This window comes from Bacillus sp. FSL R5-0286 (genome assembly GCF_038593245.1).
Lineage (GTDB): Bacteria > Bacillota > Bacilli > Bacillales > Bacillaceae > Bacillus > Bacillus altitudinis.
In genome coordinates, this window is record NZ_CP151977.1 from 490880 (window position 1) to 516030 (window position 25151).

Genomic DNA, 25151 nt, shown 5'->3' on the forward strand with positions numbered 1-25151 from the left:
TTATTTAGACGACTTTCGTGCTTATTACCCGTCGCTTTTGATTTGTTTGGTACGTTCGATAGGCTTTCCAAGCATTGGCACATAAAAGCCCTGTGAGTAAGTAAGATAAGCTGTTAAATAAATAGAAGTCCACACACGAAACGACAGCACACAGGATACCAAAGATGATTTGATCACGATTCTTTGCTGGTGAAGTAGGTGGATCAGTCAACATAAAGAACGCAAGAAACAAGACAGCATTCAAGTAGGGTGTAATAAAAGCAGATGAAGCATCCGTTAAGCCAATGAATCCCAATATGAGGTGGATCAGGCCGTATGCTGCTAGAAAGGCGAAAACTTGCGGGAATTTTTGTACGCGGCTGGTCACCAAATAACCGCCGACCAGCACAAGGAATAGGGTCCACCAAGGTAGAAGAGACATACCGCCCCACCAGCTTTGATTGGAAGAAAATAAAATGACTGAGAGCCATAAACCAAATGCGGCTGGATTCAAAATTGGTTTCTTTTGATAAGTGATGACATGCTTAGATAAAATGGCTGCTGCGGCTGTGAAAACAGAAACAGCAAAAGAAGTAGCTGGACTTAGAACAATGCCAATAATCAGCCCTGTGAGCAGAGCTCCATCAGGGAATGTGTGTTTATTGTTTTTCCAAATCACTCTTGAGATGAAAGAGTCAAGAATTAGTGCTGTCCCGATGCTGGTAGCAACTGTAGCGAGACCACTAAGAAAACCAGCGTGCAGACTCCCGGCGGCTAAAAGGACCAAAAGAATGGCGATGACATACCGTTTTGGTGTCCGAATGTAGGCTTTTAGTGAGGGTGATGGTTTCAAAGATGTTTGGTTTGTGATAGGTGCTGGTTGTGATTCCATGAGTGAACCTCCTTCATCTCCGGTGTTACGATCATATCAGCGGTTTGATCTACCATCACGGCAGGTATTTCATGTTCGGCTAAAAATGAATAACCCTCTTCTCGACCTAATAAAAAAGCAGCTGTGGATAGACTATCGGCGAGCATACCGAGTGGTGCAATGACGGTACAGCTTAACAAGCTTTGTTCAGACTGTTTCGTTTGAGGGTGTATCAAATGGTGCGTATGAGGATCATAACGACTGATCCGTTCATAGCTTCCAGATGTACAAATCGCACAATTGGTGGTTTGAATGACCGAGATGTTGGTCTGTTTGTGAATGGGATGCCGAATCCCGATTGTCCACTCTTCTTGTTGTTCGTTAAATCCAGATACCAACACATCCCCACCAGCATTCATCATAAAGCCTTCCCATGCTTCAAGCTCTTTTGCGGCAAGATCGCACGCAAATCCCTTTGCAATAGAACCAAAATCCAAAATCAGCGGTTTATTCAAATAAATCGTCCGATTCGTCTCGTTTAACTGGACGTCACGATAATGAACGGCTGCATGTGGAACGTCATCTGATGAAAAAGTTTGTCCTGTCGTATATAAACGATCGAATCCTTTTTGTTCCATGACTTTCCCGATGGTTGGATCATACTTGCCATTTGTTAATTCAGCTAACTCTAGCGCATAGGCTGTTAAATCGAAAAGCATTTCACTGACTAATACCTCTTGCTTTGAACGATTGGCTAACTTCATGACTTCAGAATCAGAGCGGAAACGGCTAAAACGATGCTCGATATCGTAAAAAATGGAAAAGGCACGGTTGATGTCTTCTAAAACAGCCCGTCGATCTTCTTCATAGGCAACCACTTGAATATTGATAACAGTTCCCATAGCCAGCATGGATTTTTGAAAAGTAATGAGTTTTTGTTGTCCTAACCATTTCATCTTGGTGTCTCCTCTCTATGCCTTTGCCTGCTCTAAAGCCTGAGCAACAGCTGTTTCAAAATCCTGAGTACTTAATGTTGCGCCGCTCACCGTATCTACATCAGCACTTTGTCTGATGACCACTTCATTGGGTAATGAGGAAATGGAGCTTTGTCCGTATCTAGTGTTATCACTCGTAATCTCGACAGAAGTGATATTTCCTTGTTTGATGGTAACAGATACACTAATAGAGCCAATCTCATTTGATCCAGTACCAGAGAAAGTACCATCCTTGAGTTCAGTTTCTGAAGTGGTATCTTCTGTTTGAGTGGCGGTAGTATCTGATGTGAGAGATGTATTATTAGAAGCGTCTGTTTGTGTATTTGATTGTGCTGTCTGAACGGCTTGCGCATGATGGGTAGTTGCATAACCAGTGATGTATAAGCTGCTGATAGCTGCGGTGCAAAGACTAATCATTTTCTTATTTATTTTTGCCATGATGTATCCTACCTCCTATTACGATCTACTATATAGAAGAAATTTGAACAAACCATGAACAAGAAAAGAACGATTTTAGATAATAGGCAATAAGAATCAAGATATTACACGTTATCGTTTATTTTTGACTGTGGTTCATTTATCAGGTAGGATGAAATGAATCTAAACCTTGCTCACGCAATCAAAAAGGAGTGTTTCGTCCATGAAAAAGAAAATATTGATGTTCTTACCTTGTGGCTACGGATACTCCGCTGCTGTTTTCTTTTAGGATAGACAAAAATTGGTGAAGTCTGTCTACAGGAAGAAAAACACGCAGAAAAATCATAGTGAGTGAGGGATTTACATGGAGAAAATCACGAGAAAAAATCCAGAAAGTATGCCGAAACCCGTTGGCAACTACAGTCATATCACAAGGGTGCCAAAGGGTGCGGGGTTATTTGTGACATCAGGTCAAGTAGGGACAGGAGCGGATGGACAGATCCCATCAAGCTTAAACGACCAAGTCACCAATACGTTTGAAAATATAAAGAGAATCCTTGCATCAGAAGGGTTGAATGAAGAACACGTCATCAAAGTCAATATTTGGGCAACAGAAGAAATTGATTGGGATCATCTATACCCACAGTGGGATGCAATCTTCAAAACGGCATATCCATCAATGACCGTTGCCTATGTGACTGCATTAGGGTGGCCAGAGCTGAAAATCGAAATAGAGCTATGGTGTGCCGATATTTAATCAAAAAAAGAACAGTGCAAACTGTTCTTTTTTTTGATGAGTATTTATGAAACAGCTTGGAATCGCTTTGTAATGAATGCACCGAGAAATGCACAGACTGTGTAGACGATGACCCAAATGAGAAAAGATTCATTTCCACCAATAGAGGTGAACATCAGAATCACACTCGCAACCAGCACAATCAAGGTAGGAAACCAAATGTTCTTTAAAAACAATGTGCCGAAAATACCAATCAGCACAGAGATCATAGGGAAACCAAATACAACGAATAAGACAAAAACAGCCATGTTAATTACTCCTTTGAACCAAATTAACTATTTACATAAAAACATATAACAGTGCTACACCCATATGCGGAAGAGCAAAGATGATGAAAAGAAAAGCCGTATCAAGACGAAACATCCGGTGTTCTTTTGTTTCAGAGTGATAGGCCGCTCGTGCATCTTCCCCGTTGGTCCATGCACCCATAAGAAATCCAGATGCAACGAACGCAATAATAGAGATTCCACCACTGACGAATCCAATCCATTCATGGTGCTGTAATATGAGCGCCGCACTGCAAATCACCAGCATTGAGCAAACACCAGCAAAAAAAGCATGTTTCTTTCTCATTATGCTTCACTCCTTCAGACAGCTATTAGGAGACCGCATCACATATTTCAATGAAATGTCCATCAGGATCAGACACATAACTGACCGTTTGTCCCCACGGCTTCTTGGCAGGTTCCTTGATGACAGGTACTCCTTTTTCCTTCAAGGACGCAATTGTTTCATTCACATCATCCACAACAAAGCCAATCTCAAACGTTTGTGACGAGCTAACTGCCTCTGGAACAGGCAGACCAAGTGCCTCTTTCACATCTTGGCGTGAATTAATCGATAAGGTCACTTCTCCTGTATCAAACTCAACATAGGATTCAACTCTTAATTTAATCGGGAAACCGAGGATATGATGGTAGAACTGAATACTTGCTTCAACATCGTTTACATATAGAATGGTATATTTCATTTTCATATGGAAAGCTCCTCTCTTCATATACGTGTCAAAACCGGAAAGGTTTCCCACTCATTTTACCACATAGGCAATAAGATTCATTTAATTCCAAAAAAACCAATATTCCTACCTCATTCATCTTGAAAAACAAAATGTGGTGACATATGATAAAAATGTAAAATGAGAAAAAATAGGGGGGAACTTACATGTTGAAAAAAATCATGGTGGCTGTCATATCTTTCGGTCTTTTACTTAGCTTTACACAAGTTGACACTCACACAGCGGATGCAAAGACAGTCAAGTACAAAAACTGCAAAGCGCTCAACAAAGTGTATAAAGGCGGCGTGGCAAAAAGCAAAAATACGAAAAACAAAGGTGGAAAAACGAAGTACAAGCCTTATGTATCAAAAGCACTCTACTTAAAAAATAAACACCTTGACCGTGATAAAGACGGCATCGCATGTGAACGTTAAGAAGAAGAAAAAAGACCTGTCACAAGGTCTTTTTTCTTTGGGATCAAACTCGTCCCTTTGTGCCATCTTCATCTTTATATTAAAATAAAGATAGATTCAAAAAATGATACAAAGTGGGGTACTCAATTTGTCAACACAAGCTGATAAGAAAGACATCCGATTGATTGCCATTGATATGGATGGCACGCTGTTAAACAGTGAGCACGTCATTCCTGAGGAAAATAAACAAGCCATTAAAGAAGCAGAAGCCAAAGGGGTCCATGTGGTGATTAGCACAGGACGTACGCTGATGACATGCCAAGAGCTGGTCGAGCCGCTGAAACTCTCTTCTTATCTTGTCACAGCGAACGGAAGTGAAATTTGGGATTCAAACTTCCAGTTGATTGAACGGGAACTGCTGCATCCCGATCACGTTCAGATGATGTGGGATCTAAAAAACAGATACGAAACCGATTACTGGGCATCTACTGTGGATAAAGTGTGGAGAGGAGAATTCCCAGAACGCATTCATGACCACGAATGGTTGAAATTTGGTTTTGATATTCATGACGATGCCGTTCGTGAGGAAGTCCTCCATACATTAAAAACAAATGGACAGCTAGAAATCACGAATTCCAGTCCAACCAATATCGAAGTCAATGCAGCAGGCATTAACAAAGCGGCAGCTCTTGCAAAAGTAGCAGAACGCATTGGCTGCACAATGGACAACGTCATGTCACTTGGCGACAGTCTGAATGATATGGCGATGATTCAAGAAGCCGGATTAGGCATTGCAATGGGCAATGCACAAGAAGTTGTGAAAGAAGCGGCTGATTGGATTACGGCTCCTAATACAGAGCACGGGGTAGCAAAAGCCATCCAACATTGGGTGCTGTCTAAATAAACGAGTAGAAAAACAGATTGTTGACAAAGGGCTAAAATGAACTTGATTTTAGCCCTTTGTCTTCTTTTACGTGATAGAAAACCTTATTAAAAACTTACAAAGAAACCAGGTAATACAGGGAATCTATCCCCAAAGGAATCTTCTGCACTTCCTGTTAGAAAAACCTTTCCGCCTTTGTTTTTATTAATATCTACAACACTTGAAAAACCAACCCCGGAAACGCCAAAGCCTCTAATAGGAACATCTCTTTTAAAACCACTTTTATATCTTAACTTTAATTTTCCATGAAAAACCCACGGACCTTTTGCGGCTGGCTTAACACTCCAATAAATATGCCTACGATCGCCAGTTACACTTAATGAAGCCGTTCCACCCGGTCCCCATTGTGTTGTGTTAGTGGAAACTTCCCCGGCTTTCTTTTGTAAAGCAAGTTCGCTTATTGAGGTGTTAGGCAATGTTTTTATAACAGAATCATATTTCCCACCAAAAACGACTTCTGACTCACTTGCTGAAACGGAACTCGAAAAAACAGTTAAAGCTAGAACAGAAACTAAAGCAAGGCTAATCATTTTTTTAACCACTATTTACACTTCCTTACAAATTATTTTTGAGTTATAATTCATAGAAAATCTAGGAGGTAATAAACAAAGATGATTAAACATGCGAATAAATTGAAGACTTTTCTAGACTTAATGGTAAACCCTGAAAAAACTGAAAATGCAATTCAAGACTTCCACACTTCCGGGGGGAAAATTATTTTCCGAGTTGATTATAAAAATGTCGATATTGCTTTAAAAATAGCCAGTTTACTTGGTGAAAACACATCAAATTATAGTATCCAGTTATTTAATTTCCCCGACACTGATGATATAGATTTTATTCAATTTGCAATATCAGAAATTCATGAGCCCAAGCTGCTAAATTTTTTAGAGGAAATGCCCGAAAAGTGGTCATAGAGCTGCTCGTTTACCATCTAATTCCATTATATTTAATTACAAATGTACATATAAAAGGAATTCAAAACAAGGTGAGTTACCTTAAAATTCCCTTAATTTAGACAATTCCCCTTCAAGTTAACCATGATTCCACTTTTTTTCATTTTCATATGTAGACATAAATTGCGGTTTGTTTTCGGTGTGAATTATTCGGGAAATGATAATATATGTCATTATAGGGAATAGCAAGGAAGGGGTAGGGTCTTATGGAGATAGTTCTATCTTCTCATGTCGGTTTGAAAATCAATGAATGGTATTATCATATTCAAAGATTTAACGTACCGGACGCCGAAGCATATAAAGAAGAAATAAAATCTTTGCTCGATGATATGGAAGAAAATCAAGATTTATTATTGTATTTCTCACTCATGGAGTTCCGACATAAATTAATGTTGGATTATTTGAACCCATTGGAAAATGGGAAAGAGCGCGCCAACTTTAGAGAGTTAGCAATGAAAATAAAAAAGGATCAAGAGAAATTAACAGGCTTGCTAGATTATTATTTTAACTTTTTCTACGGCATGTACGAATTTGAAAACTATGAATACCTCAACGCTATTACCTTCTACAAACGAGCAGAAAAAAAGCTATCTCTTGTAAGTGATGATATTGAACGTGCCGAGTTTAATTTTAAGATAGCGGAAATCTATTACCACATGAAACAAAACCACATGTCTATGCACCATATAGCCCAAGCAATAGATTGTTACAAAGAAAAAAACACTTATACTGTTAGGCAGATACAGTGTTCTTTTGTTATTGGATTAAATTATATTGATATGGGTTGCCCCGAAAAAGCAATGCCTCATTTTGAATACGCACTAAAAAAAGCTTCTGACAACTCAACAAAAAGATTACAAGGATCGGCGCTTTATAATATAGGATTAAGTTATTTCCACAATGATGAACTACTAATGGCTATCAAATACTTTAACGAATCAATCCATTCATTTAAAGAACAAGGATACGAACATTTAAATAAAATTCTTGATCCGATGGTTATGTTGACAAAGTCATACTTTAAAACTGATCAAAATGATTTAGGGTTATACGCTTTAAACGAGGGAATAGAATTGGCTGGAAAATTGAAAGACGACATATTTTTAAATACATTCACTCTATTGAGATCATTGTATTTAGAAAACAATGTTAGTCGTTTAAAAGAAGCAATGGCTTATTTGGAGTCAAAATTTCTTTATGCGAATCTTGAAGATTTATCGAAAGATGCGGCGAAGCATTATAATAAGGCAGGAGATAAAGAGCGTGCAAACGAATTTTATGAGAAGATTCTTTATTTCCAACTCCAAATTAAGAGAGGGGATTGTCTTTATGAAATTTAAGTCAGTAGCAGCCGTATTAATTATTGTCAGTGTGTTAGGTGCTTTTAGTTATGTTTCATCTAACGATATCCATAATGAAGCCCAACGGGGACATACAACAAGTATCGGTTATTTTGCTTAATTAAAAAAGCCCTTTTCGGGGCTTCTTTTTTTATTTGAATCTCCATTCCTGCTTCTCCTTATCCCACGCCAGTTCATTTCTAGACATAAGGTTTCTAACGGCTTTTCTAATGGACTGTTCGTCTTTTCCTGATCATATTATATATGATCCTGTAAAGCTCCCTCTCAAGATCATTCATGAAATCACTACCGTGAACTATTTTATTTGAATATCTTTTTCATTAGCTTGCCGGTTGTTTTACCCGCAGCACGTCGCATGATACGTTTTCCGATAGTACCCTTTTGAACGGCATTGACGTCACCCAGGTATTTTGATGTCTTATAAAAGAATGATCTTGTATTGTTTATGTTCATTTTACGCTCCTTTTACGTCTGTCAATTATTAAAAAACTCCCCCCAATACTCCCCCAAATGAATGCTTTTGTCTGCATTTATTTGCAAACGTTTGTTCTTTTTTAATGTTCAAAAAGGTTGATAGAATAACCTTTTTGAGAATGAGACCGAAAGTTTGCAAGAGACACATTCTACTAGTTCTATTGTTATATTTTCTGACAATTTCATGTGCAGTCTATCCAAAGTTGGTATAATCAATATAAATTCGAATATTCGGACTTTCTATTCCGCAATTCGGAACGACAAGGAGGGGTCCTATGTATCAAGTGGATATTAACTGTGATTTGGGAGAAAGTTTTGGTCAATACACCATCGGTTCAGATGAACAAATTCTTGAATATGTTACCTCAGCCAATATTGCATGCGGTTTTCATGCGGGAGATCCAACTGTGATGAGAAAGACGGTTAAAATGGCACTGGATAAAGGGGTTCAAATTGGTGCACATCCAGGTCTGCAAGATTTAGTCGGTTTTGGCAGACGTCCAATCGCTATCTCAGCAGAGGAAGCCTATGATCTTGTGATCTATCAAATTGGTGCATTATCAGCCTTTCTGAAAGCAGAAGGCGGCATGATGCAGCACGTCAAACCACATGGCGCCCTTTACAACATGGCGGCTAAAAATACTGAATTATCTGAATCAATTGCGAAGGCTGTGTATGATATTGATCCTAACCTTGTGTTATTTGCGCTGTCAGGCAGTGAACTTGCGTCAGCAGGGGAAAGAATCGGTCTTCAAGTGGCACATGAAGTTTTTTCTGATCGCACGTATCAACCAGACGGGACACTGACATCCCGCCGTGAACCTCATGCACTTATTGAAGAGGATGAAAGGGCGGTTCAGCAGGTCATCCGTATGGTAAGAGAGGGAAAAGTGCGGACAGTGCAAGGGGAAGATGTTCAGCTCAAAGCAGATACGGTGTGCATCCACGGGGATGGCAGTCATGCGCTTCAATTTGCAAAAACCATTACAGCGAAGCTAAAAGAAGCCACTATTCAACTCAAGGCCTTTCGATAAATCGTCATCAAAGGGGGAAACAGCATGAAAAGAGAGAAAGCCAAACAGATGAAAGCTCCAAAAGGGAACCGTTCTATGCTGATGGGCGCAGCCTTTTTAATGGCAACGTCCGCCATTGGACCGGGATTTTTAACACAAACAACGGTGTTCACACAGCAGCTCGCAGCTAGCTTTGGGTTTGTCATCTTGATTTCCATTTTGCTAGACATTTTTGCGCAAACAAATGTATGGCGTATCATTGCCGTCTCGGAAAAAAGAGGACAGGACATTGCCAATATGGTTCTGCCGGGTCTTGGATATGTGTTAGCCTGTTTGATTGTCATTGGGGGTCTTGCCTTTAATATTGGAAATATCGCTGGTGCGGGTCTCGGTTTTCAGGTCATATTCGGCGTCGATCCCCGCATAGGGGCTGGGGTCAGTGCAGTCATTGCCATTCTCATTTTTGTCATTAAAGAGGCAGGAAAAGCGATGGACCGATTCACACAAATCGCTGGTTTTGTCATGATTGGTCTGATGCTGTATGTGGCTATTTCCACAGCACCGCCAGTTGGAGAAGCGGTCATGAGAACTTTTGTGCCAGAGAAAATTGACATGTTATCAATTGTCACACTTGTCGGCGGAACGGTTGGCGGCTATATCGTTTTTGCTGGTGGCCATCGTCTGCTGGATGCTGGCATTAAGGGGAAGGATGCATTGCCGCAAGTGACGAAAAGTTCCATTTTCGGTATTTTGATCACATCCGTGATGCGTGTGGCTTTATTTTTAGCCGTTCTAGGAGTTGTCTCAAAAGGCTTACAGATTGATCCGTCGAACCCGCCTGCGTCTGTTTTTCAATTAGCATCTGGAAATGTTGGATATAAAATGTTCGGGATTATTATGTGGGCTGCTGCCATTACCTCAGTCATTGGAGCAGCATACACCTCCGTTTCCTTCTTTAAAACCTTCTCACCAAAAATCGAGAAAAATCAACGAGGCATTATCGTTGGATTCATTGCGCTCTCGACCATTTGTTTTATAACGATTGGAAGACCTGTGAACATATTGATTTTGGTTGGGGCCATCAATGCATTGATCTTGCCGCTTGCACTCGGAACATTGCTGATTGCTGCCTATAAAAAAGAAATTGTCGGTGATTATCGCCATCCATTCTTTTTGACCGCAACAGGTGCGTTTGTTGTTGTCATCATGGCAATCATGGGCGGATATACCATCATGAATGAAATTCCAAAACTATGGAGCTGATCACATGAAAGCATATCAAACCTATAAGCCGTCACAAATAAGGGAATTGATTCGTAAGCAGAAGATCACAGGACCAACGGCTGGCTTTGCTGAGGGATTTGCGCAAGCCAACTTAATGATCGTCAAAAAAGAGCTGGCCTTCGATTTTCTTTTATTTTGTCAGCGGAATCCGGCTTCGTGCCCTTTGCTTGATGTGCTCGACCCAGGTGATCCAGTGCCAAGGCGTTCAGCACCTGATGCCGATATTCGAACGGATTTCCCTAAATACCGTGTTTACAAAAAAGGGGTTCTTCAAGAAGAGATAACAGATATTTCTTCCTATTGGGAGGATGATATGGTGGGCTTTCTCATCGGATGCAGCTTTACGTTTGAGCATGCACTCATGCTGAATGACATTCCTGTCCGCCATATTGAAAATGGACATAATGTCCCAATGTATCAAACGAACATTCCATGTGAAAGGGCAGGTGTATTCCATGGTCCGATGGTTGTCAGCATGAGGCCGATCCCAGCGCATCAAGTCACAAGAAGTGTTCAGGTGACGTCTAGATTCCCATCGGTACATGGTGGTCCTATCCATATAGGTGATCCAGCTGTGATTGGCATTGAACATGTAGATCAACCAGACTTTGGAGAACCATCTGTGATCAAAGAAGGGGAAGTTCCGGTGTTTTGGGCATGTGGTGTGACGCCGCAAGCCATCGTCATGCACACTAAGCCAGACATTGCGATCACCCATGCACCCGGTCATATGTTTATCACAGATGTAAGAGATCAAAAGCTCGGTGTCCTGTAGAAAGAGAGGTGTCATAAGAGTGACATTTTCAACGATAAAAGATACGATCACGTTCCACCCGCTAGGAGACGCAGCCGTTGTCATCCAAGCCGGGACTGATATAAGTGAAGACATTCATGAGCGTGTGAAGCAGCTGTTTTCGTGTATTGAACAGCATCCATTTGAAGGATATGTGGAAGCTGTTCAAGCTTTTACAAACGTGACCGTCTTTTATGAGCCCTATAAGGTGTATCAATCTGCTCAGCTTAAGCAACGTGCGATCTCTCCGTATGAATGGGTCAAAGACTATATTGAAAACCTCCTTGAAGACAACTGGCAGGAGGGGAATCAGGCAAAGCGCCGGATCGTCGACATTCCTGTATGTTATGGAGGAGAGCTCGGCCCTGACTTAGAAGAAGTCGCCCGTATCAATGATTTGACGCCTGAAGAAGTTGTACGCATTCACACCTCCGGGACGTATCTTGTCTATATGATTGGGTTTGCTCCTGGGTTTCCGTTTTTAGGCGGACTTTCTGAAAAAATTGCAGCTCCGCGCAGACAAACACCAAGAATGTCGATTCCAAAAGGGTCTGTGGGTATTGCGGGGAAGCAGACAGGGGTTTATCCGATATCTACACCCGGAGGCTGGCAGCTCATTGGACAAACCCCTTTGTCCTTATTTCGGCCGAATGCTGAGAGACCTAGTCTACTAAAGGCAGGGGACGAGGTTCGATTTGTTCAACTGTCTGAAAAGGAATTTTTCAGCATGAAGGAGGAAGATCGTTGAGTATACATGTCATCAAGCCAGGAATGTTCACCACCATTCAAGATAAAGGGAGAATAGGCTATCAGAAGTACGGTGTGTTAACGAGCGGCGGCATGGACCCGCTCTCGTTCCGAATCGCCAACATCCTCACCGGGAATCAAGAAAACGAAGCGGTGCTGGAAATCACTTTAATGGGGCCCGGCCCAGTGTTGACATGTCAGAAGGATCAGCTGATTGCCTTGACCGGTGCTGATGTGGAGATTGAGATTGACGGGGAACAAGCGCCTCTATGGAAACCACTCTTCATTCGAGCAGGAAGCACGATCACCTTTGGCCCTTGTAAGAGGGGATGCCGCTCCTACCTCGCTGTAGCCGGTGGATTTGATGTTGAGCCGGTGATGAAAAGTAAAAGTACGTACGTCAGAGCGAAGATAGGCGGGATAGAAGGGCGTCCGCTAGAAAAAGGAGACGTCCTGCCAATTGGAGAACCGTCATCACTGGCGGAGCGCCTCGTTCACATGTTAAAAAGCAAAGGGGAACGTGCGCCAGACTGGACAGTCAATCATGCGCATTTTTTGCCTCTCGGGAAATCACCAGTCATTCGGGTGCTGGCGGGCAGACATCTATCTCATTTTCAGGAAGAATCGCAGCAAGCTTTTTTCGAACGGTCTTATCAGGTCACTCCCCAATCTGATCGTATGGGATGCAGATTGAAAGGGGAACCGATTCGTTTAAAGCAAAAACTTGAATTGATTTCAGAAGCGGTTGCTTTTGGCTCTATTCAAATTCCTCCTGACGGCCAGCCGATTATTCTGCTCGCAGATCGTCAAACGACAGGTGGATATCCCCGAATTGGTGAGGTGGCAACAGTCGATTTGCCGCTCATTGCGCAGGCGATGCCTGGAGCGAATCTCACGTTTCAACAAATTGACCGCCAAGAAGCAGAGAAAGCCTTATTCACACAAGAAGCAGAGATGAAGGACCTGACGGCAAGATTAAAACTCGAAGCATTTTCATTTTAGAAAAGGTGAGGAACATGCAGAACACAAATAAAACCGTTGTGAAATCAATGGAGATATTACGGCTTTTTATCACACACGAACAATTAACGTTAAATGACATGATTGAGCTCTCGAGCATGCCCAAAACATCTGTACACCGAATGGCCAACTCGTTAGCCGATATGGGGTTATTAGAAAAGCATCCTTCAGGTGTTTACCGATTAGGAATGATGTTCCTTGAATACGGTCAGCTTGTCGCAGACCGCCTCGATATCCGTAGAATTGCAAGGCCCTTTATGGAAAACTTGCGTGATGAGGTAGGTGAGGCTGTTCAGCTCATTATTCGTGAAGGAGATGAAGCCATTTATGTGGAGAAAATGGAAGGAACGCAGCCTGTCCGGCTCTATACCGCTGTCGGAAGAAGATCCCCATTATATGCGGGAGCTTGTGCGAGAAGTATTCTTTCCTTTTTGCCAGAGGAAGAGAGACTTGCCTATATTGATTCGGTAGAGCTAGGGAAAATCGGGATCGGAACCATTACCGATAAAGATGTCCTGCGAAACATGATCGAAGAATCAAACAGGCGTGGATATACGTTAAGCTATTCAGAGCTTGAAAACTATACTGCGGCTATTGGAGCACCCATTTTCAATCATCATGGAGAGGTGGCAGCAGGCATTAGTATTGCGGGGTTTGAGGCCGGCTATCAAAAGGAACGGCTTCCTTATTTAATTGAGCAGGTCAAAAAAGCGGCCAGCGGCATTTCAAAAGAATTAGGTTTTACAACTGAACAAATAAAAAGCCAATGATCGTTAAGATCATTGGCTTTTTGCGTGTTCATGATTAGAAAGTTTTACCTAAAGCTTTTGCACGTTCGATCGCATCTGCTTTAATTTGTTCTGCTTTTGCAGGCTCAGCATTGTGACCTTCAACAATAAGACCTTCGAAAGAAGGAATACCGAAGAAGTTTGCAATTGTTCCAAGGTAACGGTGACCTGCTTCTAGTTCAGCAGCAGGACCTTCAGTGTAGTATCCGCCACGTGCTTGGATGTGTAGCGCTTTTTTGTCTGTTAGTAATCCAACAGGACCTTGCTCAGTGTATTTGAATGTTTTACCAGCTACAGCAACAGAGTCGATGTATGCTTTAAGAACTGGTGGGAATGAGAAGTTCCAAAGTGGTGAAACAAATACGTATTTGTCAGCAGAAACGAATTGATCGCTTAATTCGTTTAGGCGAGCAACTTTCGCTTGCTCTTCAGCTGAAAGTGTATCGAAGCCAGCACCAGATTGAAGCTTGCCCCATCCAGCGAATACATCTGCATCAATGTGAGGAATGTTTTCTTTGTACAAATCGATATGTACAACCTCGTCACTTGGATTTGCTTCCTTATAAGATTCGATAAATGCTTTAGCAGTAGCCATACTGTAAGAAACTGTTTCATCATGCGGATGTGCAGTGATGTATAAAACTTTTGCCATGTTCATTCAATCCTTTCTGTTTCAATGATTTTTTTTAGCGTATCCCAAAGATACACTGAATATGTGGCATCTTTAATCATATTGGAATGCTATGAAAAAGATGTAACAAGCACAGTTACATAAAAACTGATATTTTCATTGTAATCACTATATAGTTTGAAGTCAAGGTATAAAGTCTTGAAATCAAGATAAAAAGTTTGTAAATTTTTCTGAAACGCTTCAAGTCCGCGATTTAAGCAAAAAAACCCTACTCCCATTGAACAAAAAATGGATCGATATCGCAAGTAAAGTGTTTGTAAATGCGCTCATCCTGCATTTTTGAAAAAAAGGTGGATGCCTTTAAGCCATCTGCTACAAGCATTTCTTCTTCTTTTTCGTATATATAAGAGAAGGCAGGAGAGAGTGAGGGATAAGAGTGGGACGATCCTATGTTGCGATTGGAGATTCCTTAACGGTTGGGGTGGGGGCACGTTTATTTGGCGGCGGTTTTACGGAGCGATATGCGGCGAAGCTTGAAAAGAAGTTGCATATACCGGTGAAACTGTCCGTATTTGCGAAATCAGGGTTAACAACGGAAGAGATCTTGCAGCTTTTTCAGCGGTCTGATGTAAGGCGGGCGATTGCTCATGCTGACATCATCACCATCACAGGCTGCGGGAATGATCTTGTTCAAGCTGTTCTGCAGTATGAAAAAGGTGAAGATGAAAAGACACTGCTGCAAGCGTCTATGCATTGTCAGGCGAATTTTAGCAAAATGGTTCAAGAAATCGCCCTGATAAAAAGAGGGCAGCATCAACCATATTGCGTATATTTATTGAATTTATATAATCCTTTTCCTGAGATTCCGATCGCCGAGAGATGGCTGAAGCAATACAAACATCACCTTCGCCAGCTTGCTACGAATCCACATGTAGAAGTGGTGGATATTTACGGTGTATTTGAAGGTCATCAAAGCGCATACTTATCGATTGATCAATTTCATCCAAACCACAGAGGATATGAAGCAATGGCAGAAGCGCTGTTTCAAAAATCCGCTAAGCAACTGTGATCCCGCGGGATTACAGTTTTTTTTCATTCTTTTAAATGAAGGGCTGTTTCGATATGATAAAAGAAACAAAGACAAAAGAGGTGGATGCATGCAGGAGATGAGTGCGTATTTTCATGAATTGAAAGGAACAGCTTATGAGGTAGGAAAGCAGCAGGCTATTTGGCTGAAGGAACGCCCTTTGCTTAAGAAACAATACATTCAATCAGAACCGTTATCAAAAGAGGCTGTGAAGGAAACAAAGCAGCTGATTCGACCGTTTCTTCCTCAGTTAGAAGAAGAGCTCTCGGGATTTTGTGATGAAATGCAAATAGATGAAAGCGATTTGACCTTTTTCTATTCTTCGTATCTTCAGCCAGGCTGTTCCCATTGTGTGATGCAGGGGAATGAGGCTGCCAATCAACAGACGGTGATGCTTCGCAACTATGATTTTTCTCCGCTGTTTGATGATATGCGTCTTGTATCTACGCATGTGAAGGGCTCAGCAGTCCATACAGGCTCATCATTAATCTTATTTGGTCGATCGGATGGGATGAATGAGCATGGTCTATCGGTAACATTTTCTGCATGCGGTCCGCCTGTTGGCAACGAACCAGGCTTAAAGCCGCCGGCTGTTGCTGGCTTGCAAGTATATCATGTCATTCGTGCTGTGCTAGAGCCCTGTAAAACGGTGGAGGATGCCGTCCGTTTGGTACAGGAAATGCCCGTCGCGTCTAATGTTCACCTCATGCTTGCTGACCGGAAGGGAGAGGCGGCTGTGATTGAAATGATAGATGGGCAAAAAAAGGTGAGAAGGCCGGAGCGTGGATTTATTGCGGCTACGAACCATCCGCTCGCTGATCACACGGCAAAAGGGTTGACGAAACATCATTCTGTTGTCAGGTACGACATGTTAATTCAAGCTTTAGAAGAACAGCCGTCAAGCGAGTCTCTTACGGAACTATTTCAGACAGAATACCCTGCTGGTCTGACTGTGCACAATTATGAAGAGCTGTTTGGGACGATGCGAACCGTCATGTTTCGGCCGGAGGAAGGGACGATGGAGTATTGCTTTGGCTCTCCCGTCTATAACCCTACCTATTCATTAAAGGTCGGGGGCACACTGCCATTTCATGAACAAACGATTCAATTTCATCAAAAGGATTATGGACCTTCCTTTTGGAGAAACGTGTGAGTCTTTCATTTTGTCACAGCCTGTGTGCCAAATTTAGATCAACTTCAGGTTGCATCGATCAGTGAAAGCGTTTTATATTAAAGTGTGACAATAGACCTATTTAAGCAGAAGGAGGCATTTCATGTACATAACGGCACGAGAACAGAAAGTGATCAAATATATGATTCAGCAAAATCGTTATGTCACCATTCGTGAGATCGCCGATTCTGTTCAGGTAAGTACAAGAACCATTCATAGAGAACTTAAATCCATTAAACCTATTTTAAAGAATTACAACCTATCACTTGATAAACAGCCGGGGAAGGGCTTGAAGGCGGTCGGTGAACAGGAAGACAAACAGCGGCTTCTGTCTCATATTTCAAATGAAGATCAAATTGAATATAGTTCTGATGAACGGAAGCTCTTAATCCTGTGTGCCCTGCTTGAAGCAAAAGAACCGGTGAAATTATATACACTTGCAGCCGACTTGCAGGTCACAAATGCGACCATCAGCTACGACTTAGATGAACTGACGGACTGGATCGCTCCTTACGGTTTACTGCTTATCCGCAAGCGTGGGTACGGCATTGAATTAAAAGGACCGGAGGAAGCCAAACGAAAAATTGTCGGGAACCTGATCGTTGACCGTCTCGACATTCAATTATTTCTCGAAACGATTGAGATGAATATTAAACATCGAACGAAAGCGACTGAAAAGGTGTTTGGGGTAGTCAGTCGAGGACAGCTGCTCAAGGTAGAAAGGCTGCTCTTTCATTTGAAAAACAGACTCTCTCTCTCGTTGTCAGATAGTGCCTATATTGCACTTGTCGTTCACTTAACCTATGCCATTGAACGCATTCAAATCGGTGAAACCATTCGGATGAAAGAGGAAGAATTGCTTGAATTAAAGCGGACGAAGGAATTTGAATCTTCACTCAGAATCGCACGAGCATTAGAACGCATGTTTAATGTAGAGATTCCTGAAGCTGAAGTTGGATACATGACCATCCATTTGCGCAGTGCAAATCGAAGCTTTACGGCAGAATACCGCATTGATGAGATTGAGTTAGATATCGCGCTGAGAACGAAGAAACTCATTGACTTTATTTCTCATAAAACAGGCTATCATTTAAATGAAAACGATTCATTGTATGAGGGACTCGTGTCTCATCTTGAACCAGCTATGAACCGATTAAAAGAAAAGATGCGGATTTACAATCCGCTCACACAACAAATAAAAAAAGACTACTTCTTGCTGTTCATGGCGATTGAAGAAGGTGTGGAGCGCTTCTTTCCTGAGATCGAATTTCCAGAGGATGAAATTGCCTTTATCGTGCTTCATTTTGGTTCGGTGCTTGAAATTAAAAAAGAAGAAACCAAGATTCATGCATTGGTCGTTTGTTCAAGCGGTATCGGTTCGTCAAAAATGCTCGCATCACGATTAAAAAAAGAATTGCCTGAGATCGCCAAATTCGATCTATCTTCCTTAATGGAGCTAAAGGAAATCGACGCTGCGAGCTATGACATGATCGTATCAACCGTGCCGATCCCCTATGAGCACATTGATTACATTATGGTCAGCCCGCTCTTAAACGAGGATGACGCAGTGCGGGTCAAGTCTCATATTAAACGAAAAATTCCTTATCTGATTGAGAAAAAAAGAGCGCAGGAATCTGCAAAAGAATCGGTGGAGGAAACGGTTGATATGATAGGAATGGCAGAGCAAATCACGAATTATATGTCAGTGATTCGCAGCATCTTGTCCCATTTTACAATCGAAAAAAAGAAGACGACAGAGCAGCATGAGTCAACTATGAGAGCGCTGATGCGTCAGGTTGAAAGTCAAGGCTATTTAGAACGTGCAGACGAAGTGACAGCCGGTTTACTTGAGCGTGAGCAGCAAGGTGGTTTAGGCATTCCAGGAACCGAGTTTGCTCTTTTTCACTTAAAGCATGATCTCATTAAGAAACCGGTCTTTCATATCTATGATCTTGATGAGGCATACGAGATCAAAAGCATGGATGGCGGGCAGCAGCTTATGTCCAGAATGCTCCTCATGCTGGCGCCGCTAGAGCTTGGCAAAGAAGGGTCTGAAATGTTTAGCCTGATCAGTTCATCCATCATTGAAAGCGAAGAAAGCATGGCACTTTATGGACAAGGAACAAAGGAAGAGATTGAACAGAAATTACATCAACTTTTTTATCAATTTGTCAAAGAGGCAAAATGGTAAGAAAAAAGCCGAGAGCTTATTCGCTTCTCGGCTTTTTTGCTGTGACACAGACAGCGAGGGTGGGACGAATCTCCTCATATTCAACAGAAAACTGATCAAATCCAGCAAATTCTAAATCATTGAGGATGCTTTCGCTCATTTCTTTTGTTCGATTGGCGTCCGCTCCTTTTTCTCTTGGTTGCATCACAATGACGAGTGTTCCGCCCGGTTTCAAGGTGTGATAAAGGTTGAGTGCGCCAGCCTTTGGGTCATCCCAAATCGTATAATTGTTAACAGAAAGTACTTTGTCATACTGATCCGCCGGCAGGCGTGTTTTTTCAATTTTCCCGACATACAGCCGGACCTGCTTCTCTTTGGATCGTTTCTTTATACGCGAATGCGCCTGTTCCTTCATAGTTGAAGAAGCATCTAGTCCATCAATGTGAAGATCGTCAAAATGCTTGAGCATATGTTTGATGCTATAGCCGGGGCCATAGCCTATTTCCAATATGTTTTCACCATCTGATAAATCTAAATGCTGGATCGCCCATTGATTCAGTGCCTTATTTTCATTTGCCATAATAAAACCTGCGATGCTTCCGAGCCAGCCTTTTGGTCTGCTAAAGGTTTTAGAAATGGTTGACAGCATGTGAGAACGCTCCTTTTTTATGTTTATGTAACCGATTTTCCCCATCCTGAAACCTGTCAATTTTCAAAACGCATCGATGACGCATAGGGATGTTTGAGTGAAAAAATGAAGTGGTAATGAAAGGATACATCAACAAATCAAGGAGGAGCTTACACATGGATTTACGTGAATACTTAACAAATGGCATTCCGCGCCAAACGCAGGATCAGCAGCCAGGCAGTGAAAGAGAAATGAATCCTGCGCCGATCTATGAGGATGAATCGTATAAAGGGTCTGGTAAGCTAAAAGGAAAAGTAGCGCTGATTACAGGGGGAGACAGCGGAATTGGACGTGCCGTTTCTGTCGCGTATGCCAAAGAAGGAGCTCATGTCGCGATCGTATACTTAAATGAACATGAGGATGCAGAGGATACGCAAATACGTGTAGAACAGGAAGGCGTCAAATGTTTAACAATTGCAGGGGATGTCGGGGACGAAGCCTTTTGTGAGAAAGCGGTAGAAAAGACAGTTGAAGCCTTTGGACAGCTGGACATCTTAGTCAATAATGCGGCCGAACAGCATCCGAAAGAACGTATTCAAGATATTTCTAGTGAACAGCTTCACCAAACCTTTAGAACCAATTTCTATTCTTATTTTTATTTTACGAAGAAGGCACTCGATTACTTAAAACCGGGAAGTTCCATTATTAATACAACATCTATTAACCCGTATCGAGGCAACAAAGTGCTCATTGATTATACGGCGACAAAAGGGGCCATCAACGGCTTTACTCGTTCTATGGCACAGTCGCTTGTGAAAGATGGAATTCGGGTAAACGGTGTAGCACCCGGTCCAATTTGGACGCCGCTCATTCCATCTACATTTGATGAAGACAGTGTCGAAAGCTTCGGGGCCGAGACACCAATGGGAAGACCAGGACAGCCTGTGGAGCATGTAGGCTGCTATGTACTGCTTGCTTCGGACGAATCGTCTTATATGACGGGACAGACACTTCACGTCAATGGCGGTTCCTTTATGAATACATGATCAATAGCACGCCGCCCAGATTTGATTGGGCGGTATGTTTAGTATTTCTTCCGATTCTTCTGTACAGATGAGACAGACCATATGATAATGCCCACAACAACCGCTGCAATAACAAGTGAACTCAAATGGAACATCGTTTCATGATGCATATTCAACTTCCCCTTTCAAAGTATCCGTTTTTTATAGCATCAGCTAGAAGATGTCTTTTTATGAAAAACACATTTCTTTGTTTAATGAATGGATTGTCGTGGAAACCTAAGAGTACGGATGACATTTTGAAGGAGTGAAGATACATGTCACAAGAAGAGTTAAAGCAAAAGGTAATGAACTTATTAGACGAACAAAAAGTGGGAACATTGGCGACTGTTGAACAAGATAAGCCGCATACCCGCTATATGACTTTTTTTCATGAAGGGCTGACATTATATACACCAACAAGCAAAGAAACACATAAAGCGGATGAGATTGAAAAAAATCCGAATGTTCATATTCTCATTGGTTATTCAGGTGAAGGATTTGGGGACACATATGCAGAAATCGCAGGTAAAGCCACATTGACTGATGATCCAGAACTGATCGACCGCCTTTGGTCAGATGAGATGGAGAAATGGTTTAAAGGAAAAGATGATCCAAACTTAGTGATCCTTAAGATTGACCCAACCTCCATTCGTTATATGAACGAAGGAAACCGGACACCAGCAGAATTATCACTTTAACACTTGCGTAAGTTGGGGGAACGTGTTATAGTTTTATATTAAGTGTTGAAATAGCAAATAAATAAAGAAAGTAAACTTTCTTTTTTCTATGACATAATGAGAAGCAATAGAGCTTCTACTTGATAAGAACGAGACGCTGTCAAAGCGAACAAACTTATTCTTTTCCTTCTGCAACCGCCCCCTATAAAAGCGGAAGAATGGAAAAAAGACGTTTTGATTTACAATTCACACTGGCACGGCTTCGGAGCCGTAAGGACGAATGAGAGGTAGGGCTTTCGTTGTCTTGTTATCCAGAACTTCCATGGCGTTTACTTTCAAACGTAGGTTCACTCGGAACACATATGACACACTGATATGATCGAATCTTAATTCATACACTCCGTGAAGGAGATTAAACATTGATTATTTATTTGCATGAAAAGAGTAAGAAACGGGCTGCCATCTATTTGGCAGCCTTTTTACGTTTTAAACAATAAAATAGGAAAAAGGAAGATAAAAGCGGACACCGTCCGCATGATATCTCCTTCAAAAAGATCCGTCGCCAACAATAGAACAACGAACACGCATCGACAGAAAGAGGAAATGCTTCATCATTACTCACTTCGCCCTTTCTTCTGATACCTCCAAATCCGGCCAATAAAAAAGAACATCACCGTAAACAAAATAGAGAAGATCAACATGTCCAGCAGTGTCACGCCTCTATCTGGATGCACAACCCCAAACCAAACCCATTGAAGAACAAAAGAGATAGCAAAATAAAAGATGGATTCTTTCATGAAATTCTCCTTTTTACTTGTTTTTTTGACTGTTTAGCCACACCAACCAGATGAAAAAGGAACAAATGGCGCATGCGAGCAAAGTGACAGGCGGCAAGGTGTGCCAGCTAGTCAGCCCCTTTACAAAGCACATATAAAAAAAGAAAATGGTAATAGATACGAGCACCCCTTGCTTGAACCAACGGGGAACACGCAGCCAAGCCGCTAGAATGATCGATGATAGCTTATCCATTGAGATAACATCCTTTTTTTGAATCTGATTGGATTTTATCGTAAACAATCAAATATGTAAAATATGGATTTAGAAAGTTGGAATGGTATTCTTCTAGCATGAAACATTCTCGCTGCACTGACGTATAAGAAAAAGGAACTCCATGAAAGGAAGCGATCAAGTGAAAAGAATACCAGTGATTTTCCTCAGGTATATTGTCTTCTTTATTCCAGCAATCATTCTTAGTGTATTGGTGTGGAACCATTACCAAGATGATTTGTCAGCAGGGAAAGCGACGCAGTATGACGTCAAACGAATATTTACATTCGATGAAGGAAAACGAGTGGTGAGTGCTGTATCAAAAAACCAGCAGCTCCATTTTGCAATGTATGATCCTCAATCAGGAAAAAGAATCAGTGAATGGACCACGGAAAGCGATACGTTTAATGAAATGCTGCCATCTATTCAAGGGAACCATCTCTTACTTGCTTTAAAAAATAAAGACGAGCAGCTGTTGATCGAGAAACTGTCTCCAAGCGGAGCAAAGAAAGAACTCGTCAAGCAAAACTTACAGATTCCCTCATTTTTAAAAACGAATACATATCAATGGAATGGACGACTCTTGTTTACAGGAGAAAAGGAAGGCGCTGCTGCGGTCCTCGGTGAGCTAAAGAATGGTCAGTTTCATGTCCACAATCTCAACGAGCTGAAGCTGCCAGCAAGACCTGTTTCCATCGATGTCGTCATGAATTCTTTTAGAGGGCAGACCCCATTCCCTATGTTTGAATTGACTTTGAAAAATGACCAGAAGGCGTATGTCAGCGGAATCTCAAACGAGAAACATCAGCTTGGGGTCTATGTCTCCAAAAGTGCAGAACCGTTCAGCCTCATTGAAGATAAAGTCGTGCAGCAGCTGCAAAAAACGATCGGATCATCACAAAACGTTGCTGTCGCTGTCGAATCCACCTATCCAAAAAGACCAAGGAAAGTGGATGCAGAGGGAAGGCTTGGGGAAGTCGTCCCAACACCAAAACCGATTTACCAAACCTTTATCTACCAGCTGAATGAAGAAGAAGTTCTTCTTGCAGGCTCTACAGCAAAGGATGAAGCAAAAGGCAAGCTGACTGGTTATATTTATAATCATCGCACGAATAAGGCGACGTCTGCCAGCAAGCTTTTTCAGTCGTTGTCATATGAATCATTAGAAAAAGAAGATCTCTCTTTTCATAAAAATGTGAAGAGCAATTGGCTCTATTATTCACTTGGCAACCAATTAACGGGGGCATTTGAGGCGAAAAGCAAACAGCTAAAGGAATTCCCTTTGCAAAAGGTCATCTCAATCGAAAATGCCAGTCCAGCCCACCAAACGTCTGTTGACACCTTTATACAATATGTCATGAAGGGCGGACCACTCATTCTCAACTGGGCGATATGGCTCTTTATCCCACTGCTGTTATTTGTGCTAGCGATCTTCCTGCCGCCGATTTTGAGACTGGTGAGAAAGAACAAGATCAAGGACAGTGTCACATTAGAAGCCAATATTGTATCTGTCAAAGAAACGGGTACCTACATCAATGAACAGCCGCTGGTCAACATGCAGCTTCAATTTCAATATGATGGGGAAAATATCGAGAAGGCGGTTAAAACGGTTGTATCCTATACTCAGATACCGCAACCGGGTCAGCGTATCGCCATTCTCTACAATCCGAAAAAGAAAAAAGCGATGCTCTTAAAAGAGGGTGACTTCTCGCAGCCGAGCGAGCCAAAGTTCATCAAAGGCGCTATTTTAAGAAACATAGAATCATATGGAACCGTAGGACGAGGCACCGTCTTATCACTTACATTTGAAGCAGATCAGAAAAGGTATACCATTCCGATGATTCAAGCCGCTGGTTTTGAGTTTAGAACAGGAGAAAAAGCCGATCTCGTTGACATCAGCGGCCAGCTCAAAATGGCAGCCTATGGGCATGAAGTGCGGAATCGTGCGGGGAAAGATGTGACGTTAACAGGAACGATCCAGCGGGTGAAGCAATATCCAGTCACAATTCATGATCAGAAGCCTATTATGCTGGATGTGACGGTTTCTAGCGGAGATCAATCCATCACAAAAACGGTCAGTCAATTCATCCCTGACCACATGGAGGTCGCGCCAGGAACTCAAATCACGATGCAGACAAAACAGGAAGAGCTGGATAAAGAAATCAGTCTTATGCAAGAGAAACAAGGAAGTGCAAAAGTGACCCATGTCACATTTTCCGGTGTCATCGGCAACCAGCCGTTAGCGGTCATTCAGATTGAGAGAGATGGCGTGATGTATGAAGTGAAACAGCCAATCGATCCGATCACTAGCGTACTGCCAGGTGATGAATTATGGGTGGCATATCACGAAATGACACGTCAAGCAGCCATTGTGAAATATGCATCGATTTAAAAAATACGTCAGCGTGTAGAAAAAGGGCTAAAACGAATTTCGTTTTAGCCCTTTTGATTAAGCTTTTGTATCATACTGGCGAAGCACCTTATCATAGGCGAAGTTGCCGAAAGGAATGAATGCCGCAAAGAATCCGGCGATGGACCATTTCAAATGCCAGCGAACTTTAAAGGTCACATATGCCAAAATGAGCATATAGATCACAAATAATGCGCCATGAAGAGAGCCTACAATGGTGACCGCCATCGGAATATCCGCAAAATATTTTAGAGGCATGGCAATTAAAAGAAGGGTTAAAAGAGACATACCCTCAATAAAACCCGCCTGTCTCAGACGGCTAATACTTGTATGCATATACAAATCCTCCTGTATAAAAGCTAGTTTCTCATCTTCTAATATAAACGAAAGACCGCCTGAACATGCGATAATCTACGAAAAAT

General features: G+C 41.9%; 30 protein-coding genes. 18 read left to right on the forward strand and 12 right to left on the reverse strand.

The genetic code is table 11. The features are described from left to right. Positions 1-4 precede the first annotated feature (4 nt). Genes NST24_RS02315 through NST24_RS02325 form a run of 3 tightly spaced genes read right to left on the reverse strand, consistent with a single transcriptional unit; the run spans position 5 to position 2283 of the window. Positions 5-871: an RnfABCDGE type electron transport complex subunit D gene (locus NST24_RS02315; protein ID WP_342462263.1), complete on the reverse strand. Its 867-nt coding sequence runs from the start codon at positions 869-871 to the stop codon at positions 5-7. Continuing rightward, positions 829-1806 carry an FAD:protein FMN transferase gene (locus NST24_RS02320; protein WP_342462264.1) on the reverse strand — a complete coding sequence of 326 codons (978 nt, stop codon included), beginning with the start codon at positions 1804-1806 and terminating at the stop codon, positions 829-831. The genes NST24_RS02315 and NST24_RS02320 overlap by 43 nt, the downstream gene beginning before the upstream one ends. 15 nt (positions 1807-1821) lie before the next feature. Then, positions 1822-2283 carry an FMN-binding protein gene (locus tag NST24_RS02325; RefSeq protein WP_113747479.1) on the reverse strand — a complete coding sequence of 154 codons (462 nt, stop codon included), beginning with the start codon at positions 2281-2283 and terminating at the stop codon, positions 1822-1824. A gap of 343 nt (positions 2284-2626) precedes the next feature. Here NST24_RS02325 and NST24_RS02330 point away from each other — a divergent pair, with 343 nt between their 5' ends. Next, positions 2627-3019, forward strand: a complete 393-nt coding sequence (locus tag NST24_RS02330; protein WP_007498112.1) for a RidA family protein — start codon at positions 2627-2629, stop codon at positions 3017-3019. A gap of 44 nt (positions 3020-3063) precedes the next feature. Here the strand turns inward: NST24_RS02330 and NST24_RS02335 are convergent, their stop codons facing one another. The 3 genes from NST24_RS02335 to NST24_RS02345 are packed head-to-tail and all read right to left on the reverse strand — an operon-like array spanning position 3064 to position 4034. Further along, a complete protein-coding gene (locus NST24_RS02335) occupies positions 3064-3306 on the reverse strand; it encodes a DUF2651 family protein (protein ID WP_056408094.1) in 243 nt (80 codons plus the stop codon). Between the two features lie 31 nt (positions 3307-3337). Then, positions 3338-3631 carry a DUF5316 family protein gene (locus NST24_RS02340; protein WP_326111137.1) on the reverse strand — a complete coding sequence of 98 codons (294 nt, stop codon included), beginning with the start codon at positions 3629-3631 and terminating at the stop codon, positions 3338-3340. A gap of 25 nt (positions 3632-3656) precedes the next feature. After that, on the reverse strand, positions 3657-4034 hold the full coding sequence (locus NST24_RS02345; protein ID WP_008347199.1) for a VOC family protein: 378 nt from the start codon (positions 4032-4034) through the stop codon (positions 3657-3659). A 185-nt stretch (positions 4035-4219) separates the two neighbouring features. Here NST24_RS02345 and NST24_RS02350 point away from each other — a divergent pair, with 185 nt between their 5' ends. Beyond that, positions 4220-4486, forward strand: a complete 267-nt coding sequence (locus NST24_RS02350) for an excalibur calcium-binding domain-containing protein (RefSeq protein ID WP_080964896.1) — start codon at positions 4220-4222, stop codon at positions 4484-4486. A 127-nt stretch (positions 4487-4613) separates the two neighbouring features. After that, a complete protein-coding gene (locus tag NST24_RS02355; RefSeq protein WP_342462265.1) occupies positions 4614-5369 on the forward strand; it encodes a Cof-type HAD-IIB family hydrolase in 756 nt (251 codons plus the stop codon). An 86-nt stretch (positions 5370-5455) separates the two neighbouring features. Here the strand turns inward: NST24_RS02355 and NST24_RS02360 are convergent, their stop codons facing one another. After that, a complete protein-coding gene (locus NST24_RS02360) occupies positions 5456-5950 on the reverse strand; it encodes a hypothetical protein (protein WP_041091136.1) in 495 nt (164 codons plus the stop codon). Between the two features lie 69 nt (positions 5951-6019). On the opposite strand from NST24_RS02360, the gene NST24_RS02365 reads away from it, so the two are divergent. The 9 genes from NST24_RS02365 to NST24_RS02405 all read left to right on the forward strand — a co-directional run bounded on the left by NST24_RS02365 (position 6020) and on the right by NST24_RS02405 (position 13826). Then, positions 6020-6325: a hypothetical protein gene (locus NST24_RS02365; RefSeq protein WP_056408083.1), complete on the forward strand. Its 306-nt coding sequence runs from the start codon at positions 6020-6022 to the stop codon at positions 6323-6325. A 245-nt stretch (positions 6326-6570) separates the two neighbouring features. Continuing rightward, positions 6571-7704: an aspartate phosphatase gene (locus NST24_RS02370; RefSeq protein ID WP_342462266.1), complete on the forward strand. Its 1134-nt coding sequence runs from the start codon at positions 6571-6573 to the stop codon at positions 7702-7704. Further along, positions 7694-7825: a hypothetical protein gene (locus NST24_RS02375; protein ID WP_255816864.1), complete on the forward strand. Its 132-nt coding sequence runs from the start codon at positions 7694-7696 to the stop codon at positions 7823-7825. Before NST24_RS02370 ends, NST24_RS02375 begins: the two co-directional genes overlap by 11 nt. A 649-nt stretch (positions 7826-8474) precedes the next feature. After that, positions 8475-9233 carry a 5-oxoprolinase subunit PxpA gene (locus NST24_RS02380; RefSeq protein ID WP_007498099.1) on the forward strand — a complete coding sequence of 253 codons (759 nt, stop codon included), beginning with the start codon at positions 8475-8477 and terminating at the stop codon, positions 9231-9233. A 24-nt stretch (positions 9234-9257) separates the two neighbouring features. Next, positions 9258-10475, forward strand: coding sequence for an NRAMP family divalent metal transporter (locus tag NST24_RS02385; protein ID WP_008347191.1), 1218 nt, complete (start codon positions 9258-9260; stop codon positions 10473-10475). A 4-nt stretch (positions 10476-10479) separates the two neighbouring features. Beyond that, complete coding sequence (locus tag NST24_RS02390; protein ID WP_061417959.1) at positions 10480-11271, forward strand: putative hydro-lyase; 792 nt, start codon at positions 10480-10482, stop codon at positions 11269-11271. Between the two features lie 19 nt (positions 11272-11290). After that, positions 11291-12037: a 5-oxoprolinase subunit PxpB gene (pxpB, locus tag NST24_RS02395; protein ID WP_342462267.1), complete on the forward strand. Its 747-nt coding sequence runs from the start codon at positions 11291-11293 to the stop codon at positions 12035-12037. Continuing rightward, positions 12034-13038 carry a biotin-dependent carboxyltransferase family protein gene (locus NST24_RS02400; RefSeq protein WP_342462268.1) on the forward strand — a complete coding sequence of 335 codons (1005 nt, stop codon included), beginning with the start codon at positions 12034-12036 and terminating at the stop codon, positions 13036-13038. Before pxpB ends, NST24_RS02400 begins: the two co-directional genes overlap by 4 nt. 14 nt (positions 13039-13052) lie before the next feature. Then, positions 13053-13826 (forward strand): IclR family transcriptional regulator, encoded by a 774-nt coding sequence (locus NST24_RS02405; RefSeq protein WP_338704656.1) that lies wholly within the window; start codon positions 13053-13055, stop codon positions 13824-13826. A gap of 34 nt (positions 13827-13860) precedes the next feature. Here the strand turns inward: NST24_RS02405 and NST24_RS02410 are convergent, their stop codons facing one another. Continuing rightward, on the reverse strand, positions 13861-14496 hold the full coding sequence (locus NST24_RS02410; RefSeq protein WP_024720223.1) for an FMN-dependent NADH-azoreductase: 636 nt from the start codon (positions 14494-14496) through the stop codon (positions 13861-13863). Between the two features lie 415 nt (positions 14497-14911). Between NST24_RS02410 and NST24_RS02415 the strand changes: the two genes are divergently transcribed. From NST24_RS02415 to NST24_RS02425, 3 genes are all read left to right on the forward strand, one after another. Further along, the gene (locus NST24_RS02415) at positions 14912-15544 is read left to right on the forward strand and encodes a GDSL-type esterase/lipase family protein (RefSeq protein ID WP_342462269.1); all 633 of its coding nucleotides are present in this window, start codon (positions 14912-14914) and stop codon (positions 15542-15544) included. Positions 15545-15632: 88 nt separating this feature from the next. Next, a complete protein-coding gene (locus tag NST24_RS02420; protein WP_342462270.1) occupies positions 15633-16715 on the forward strand; it encodes a C45 family peptidase in 1083 nt (360 codons plus the stop codon). Between the two features lie 121 nt (positions 16716-16836). Next, the gene (locus NST24_RS02425; protein ID WP_342462271.1) at positions 16837-18924 is read left to right on the forward strand and encodes a BglG family transcription antiterminator; all 2088 of its coding nucleotides are present in this window, start codon (positions 16837-16839) and stop codon (positions 18922-18924) included. 16 nt (positions 18925-18940) lie between these two features. Here NST24_RS02425 and NST24_RS02430 read toward each other — a convergent pair whose 3' ends face one another. Further along, a complete protein-coding gene (locus NST24_RS02430) occupies positions 18941-19552 on the reverse strand; it encodes a class I SAM-dependent methyltransferase (protein ID WP_024720226.1) in 612 nt (203 codons plus the stop codon). 155 nt (positions 19553-19707) lie between these two features. On the opposite strand from NST24_RS02430, the gene NST24_RS02435 reads away from it, so the two are divergent. After that, positions 19708-20577, forward strand: a complete 870-nt coding sequence (locus tag NST24_RS02435; RefSeq protein WP_342462272.1) for an SDR family oxidoreductase — start codon at positions 19708-19710, stop codon at positions 20575-20577. Between the two features lie 293 nt (positions 20578-20870). Beyond that, positions 20871-21293 (forward strand): pyridoxamine 5'-phosphate oxidase family protein, encoded by a 423-nt coding sequence (locus tag NST24_RS02440; protein WP_008347166.1) that lies wholly within the window; start codon positions 20871-20873, stop codon positions 21291-21293. 593 nt (positions 21294-21886) lie between these two features. Here NST24_RS02440 and NST24_RS02445 read toward each other — a convergent pair. Both NST24_RS02445 and NST24_RS02450 read right to left on the reverse strand, forming a co-directional pair. Continuing rightward, entirely contained in the window at positions 21887-22069 is a 183-nt protein-coding gene (locus NST24_RS02445) for a hypothetical protein (RefSeq protein WP_008347162.1), read from the reverse strand. A gap of 13 nt (positions 22070-22082) precedes the next feature. Continuing rightward, positions 22083-22301 carry a hypothetical protein gene (locus NST24_RS02450; protein ID WP_144668130.1) on the reverse strand — a complete coding sequence of 73 codons (219 nt, stop codon included), beginning with the start codon at positions 22299-22301 and terminating at the stop codon, positions 22083-22085. Between the two features lie 160 nt (positions 22302-22461). Between NST24_RS02450 and NST24_RS02455 the strand changes: the two genes are divergently transcribed. After that, positions 22462-24711: a hypothetical protein gene (locus NST24_RS02455; RefSeq protein WP_342462273.1), complete on the forward strand. Its 2250-nt coding sequence runs from the start codon at positions 22462-22464 to the stop codon at positions 24709-24711. A gap of 57 nt (positions 24712-24768) precedes the next feature. Here the strand turns inward: NST24_RS02455 and NST24_RS02460 are convergent, their stop codons facing one another. Beyond that, complete coding sequence (locus tag NST24_RS02460) at positions 24769-25065, reverse strand: DUF3817 domain-containing protein (protein ID WP_008347156.1); 297 nt, start codon at positions 25063-25065, stop codon at positions 24769-24771. Positions 25066-25151 lie beyond the last annotated feature (86 nt).

Excerpts from the sequence above, each read along its gene's own strand:
- NST24_RS02315 (WP_342462263.1), bottom strand. The coding sequence starts at position 871 with ATGGAATCACAACCAGCACCTATCACAAACCAAACATCTTTGAAACCA.
- NST24_RS02320 (WP_342462264.1), bottom strand. The coding sequence starts at position 1,806 with ATGAAATGGTTAGGACAACAAAAACTCATTACTTTTCAAAAATCCATG.
- NST24_RS02325 (WP_113747479.1), bottom strand. The coding sequence starts at position 2,283 with ATGGCAAAAATAAATAAGAAAATGATTAGTCTTTGCACCGCAGCTATC.
- NST24_RS02330 (WP_007498112.1), top strand. The coding sequence starts at position 2,627 with ATGGAGAAAATCACGAGAAAAAATCCAGAAAGTATGCCGAAACCCGTT.
- NST24_RS02335 (WP_056408094.1), bottom strand. The coding sequence starts at position 3,306 with ATGGCTGTTTTTGTCTTATTCGTTGTATTTGGTTTCCCTATGATCTCT.
- NST24_RS02340 (WP_326111137.1), bottom strand. The coding sequence starts at position 3,631 with ATGAGAAAGAAACATGCTTTTTTTGCTGGTGTTTGCTCAATGCTGGTG.
- NST24_RS02345 (WP_008347199.1), bottom strand. The coding sequence starts at position 4,034 with ATGAAAATGAAATATACCATTCTATATGTAAACGATGTTGAAGCAAGT.
- NST24_RS02350 (WP_080964896.1), top strand. The coding sequence starts at position 4,220 with ATGTTGAAAAAAATCATGGTGGCTGTCATATCTTTCGGTCTTTTACTT.
- NST24_RS02365 (WP_056408083.1), top strand. The coding sequence starts at position 6,020 with ATGATTAAACATGCGAATAAATTGAAGACTTTTCTAGACTTAATGGTA.
- NST24_RS02370 (WP_342462266.1), top strand. The coding sequence starts at position 6,571 with ATGGAGATAGTTCTATCTTCTCATGTCGGTTTGAAAATCAATGAATGG.
- NST24_RS02375 (WP_255816864.1), top strand. The coding sequence starts at position 7,694 with ATGAAATTTAAGTCAGTAGCAGCCGTATTAATTATTGTCAGTGTGTTA.
- NST24_RS02380 (WP_007498099.1), top strand. The coding sequence starts at position 8,475 with ATGTATCAAGTGGATATTAACTGTGATTTGGGAGAAAGTTTTGGTCAA.
- NST24_RS02385 (WP_008347191.1), top strand. The coding sequence starts at position 9,258 with ATGAAAAGAGAGAAAGCCAAACAGATGAAAGCTCCAAAAGGGAACCGT.
- NST24_RS02390 (WP_061417959.1), top strand. The coding sequence starts at position 10,480 with ATGAAAGCATATCAAACCTATAAGCCGTCACAAATAAGGGAATTGATT.
- NST24_RS02405 (WP_338704656.1), top strand. The coding sequence starts at position 13,053 with ATGCAGAACACAAATAAAACCGTTGTGAAATCAATGGAGATATTACGG.
- NST24_RS02410 (WP_024720223.1), bottom strand. The coding sequence starts at position 14,496 with ATGGCAAAAGTTTTATACATCACTGCACATCCGCATGATGAAACAGTT.
- NST24_RS02420 (WP_342462270.1), top strand. The coding sequence starts at position 15,633 with ATGCAGGAGATGAGTGCGTATTTTCATGAATTGAAAGGAACAGCTTAT.
- NST24_RS02425 (WP_342462271.1), top strand. The coding sequence starts at position 16,837 with ATGTACATAACGGCACGAGAACAGAAAGTGATCAAATATATGATTCAG.
- NST24_RS02430 (WP_024720226.1), bottom strand. The coding sequence starts at position 19,552 with ATGCTGTCAACCATTTCTAAAACCTTTAGCAGACCAAAAGGCTGGCTC.
- NST24_RS02435 (WP_342462272.1), top strand. The coding sequence starts at position 19,708 with ATGGATTTACGTGAATACTTAACAAATGGCATTCCGCGCCAAACGCAG.
- NST24_RS02440 (WP_008347166.1), top strand. The coding sequence starts at position 20,871 with ATGTCACAAGAAGAGTTAAAGCAAAAGGTAATGAACTTATTAGACGAA.
- NST24_RS02445 (WP_008347162.1), bottom strand. The coding sequence starts at position 22,069 with ATGAAAGAATCCATCTTTTATTTTGCTATCTCTTTTGTTCTTCAATGG.
- NST24_RS02450 (WP_144668130.1), bottom strand. The coding sequence starts at position 22,301 with ATGGATAAGCTATCATCGATCATTCTAGCGGCTTGGCTGCGTGTTCCC.
- NST24_RS02460 (WP_008347156.1), bottom strand. The coding sequence starts at position 25,065 with ATGCATACAAGTATTAGCCGTCTGAGACAGGCGGGTTTTATTGAGGGT.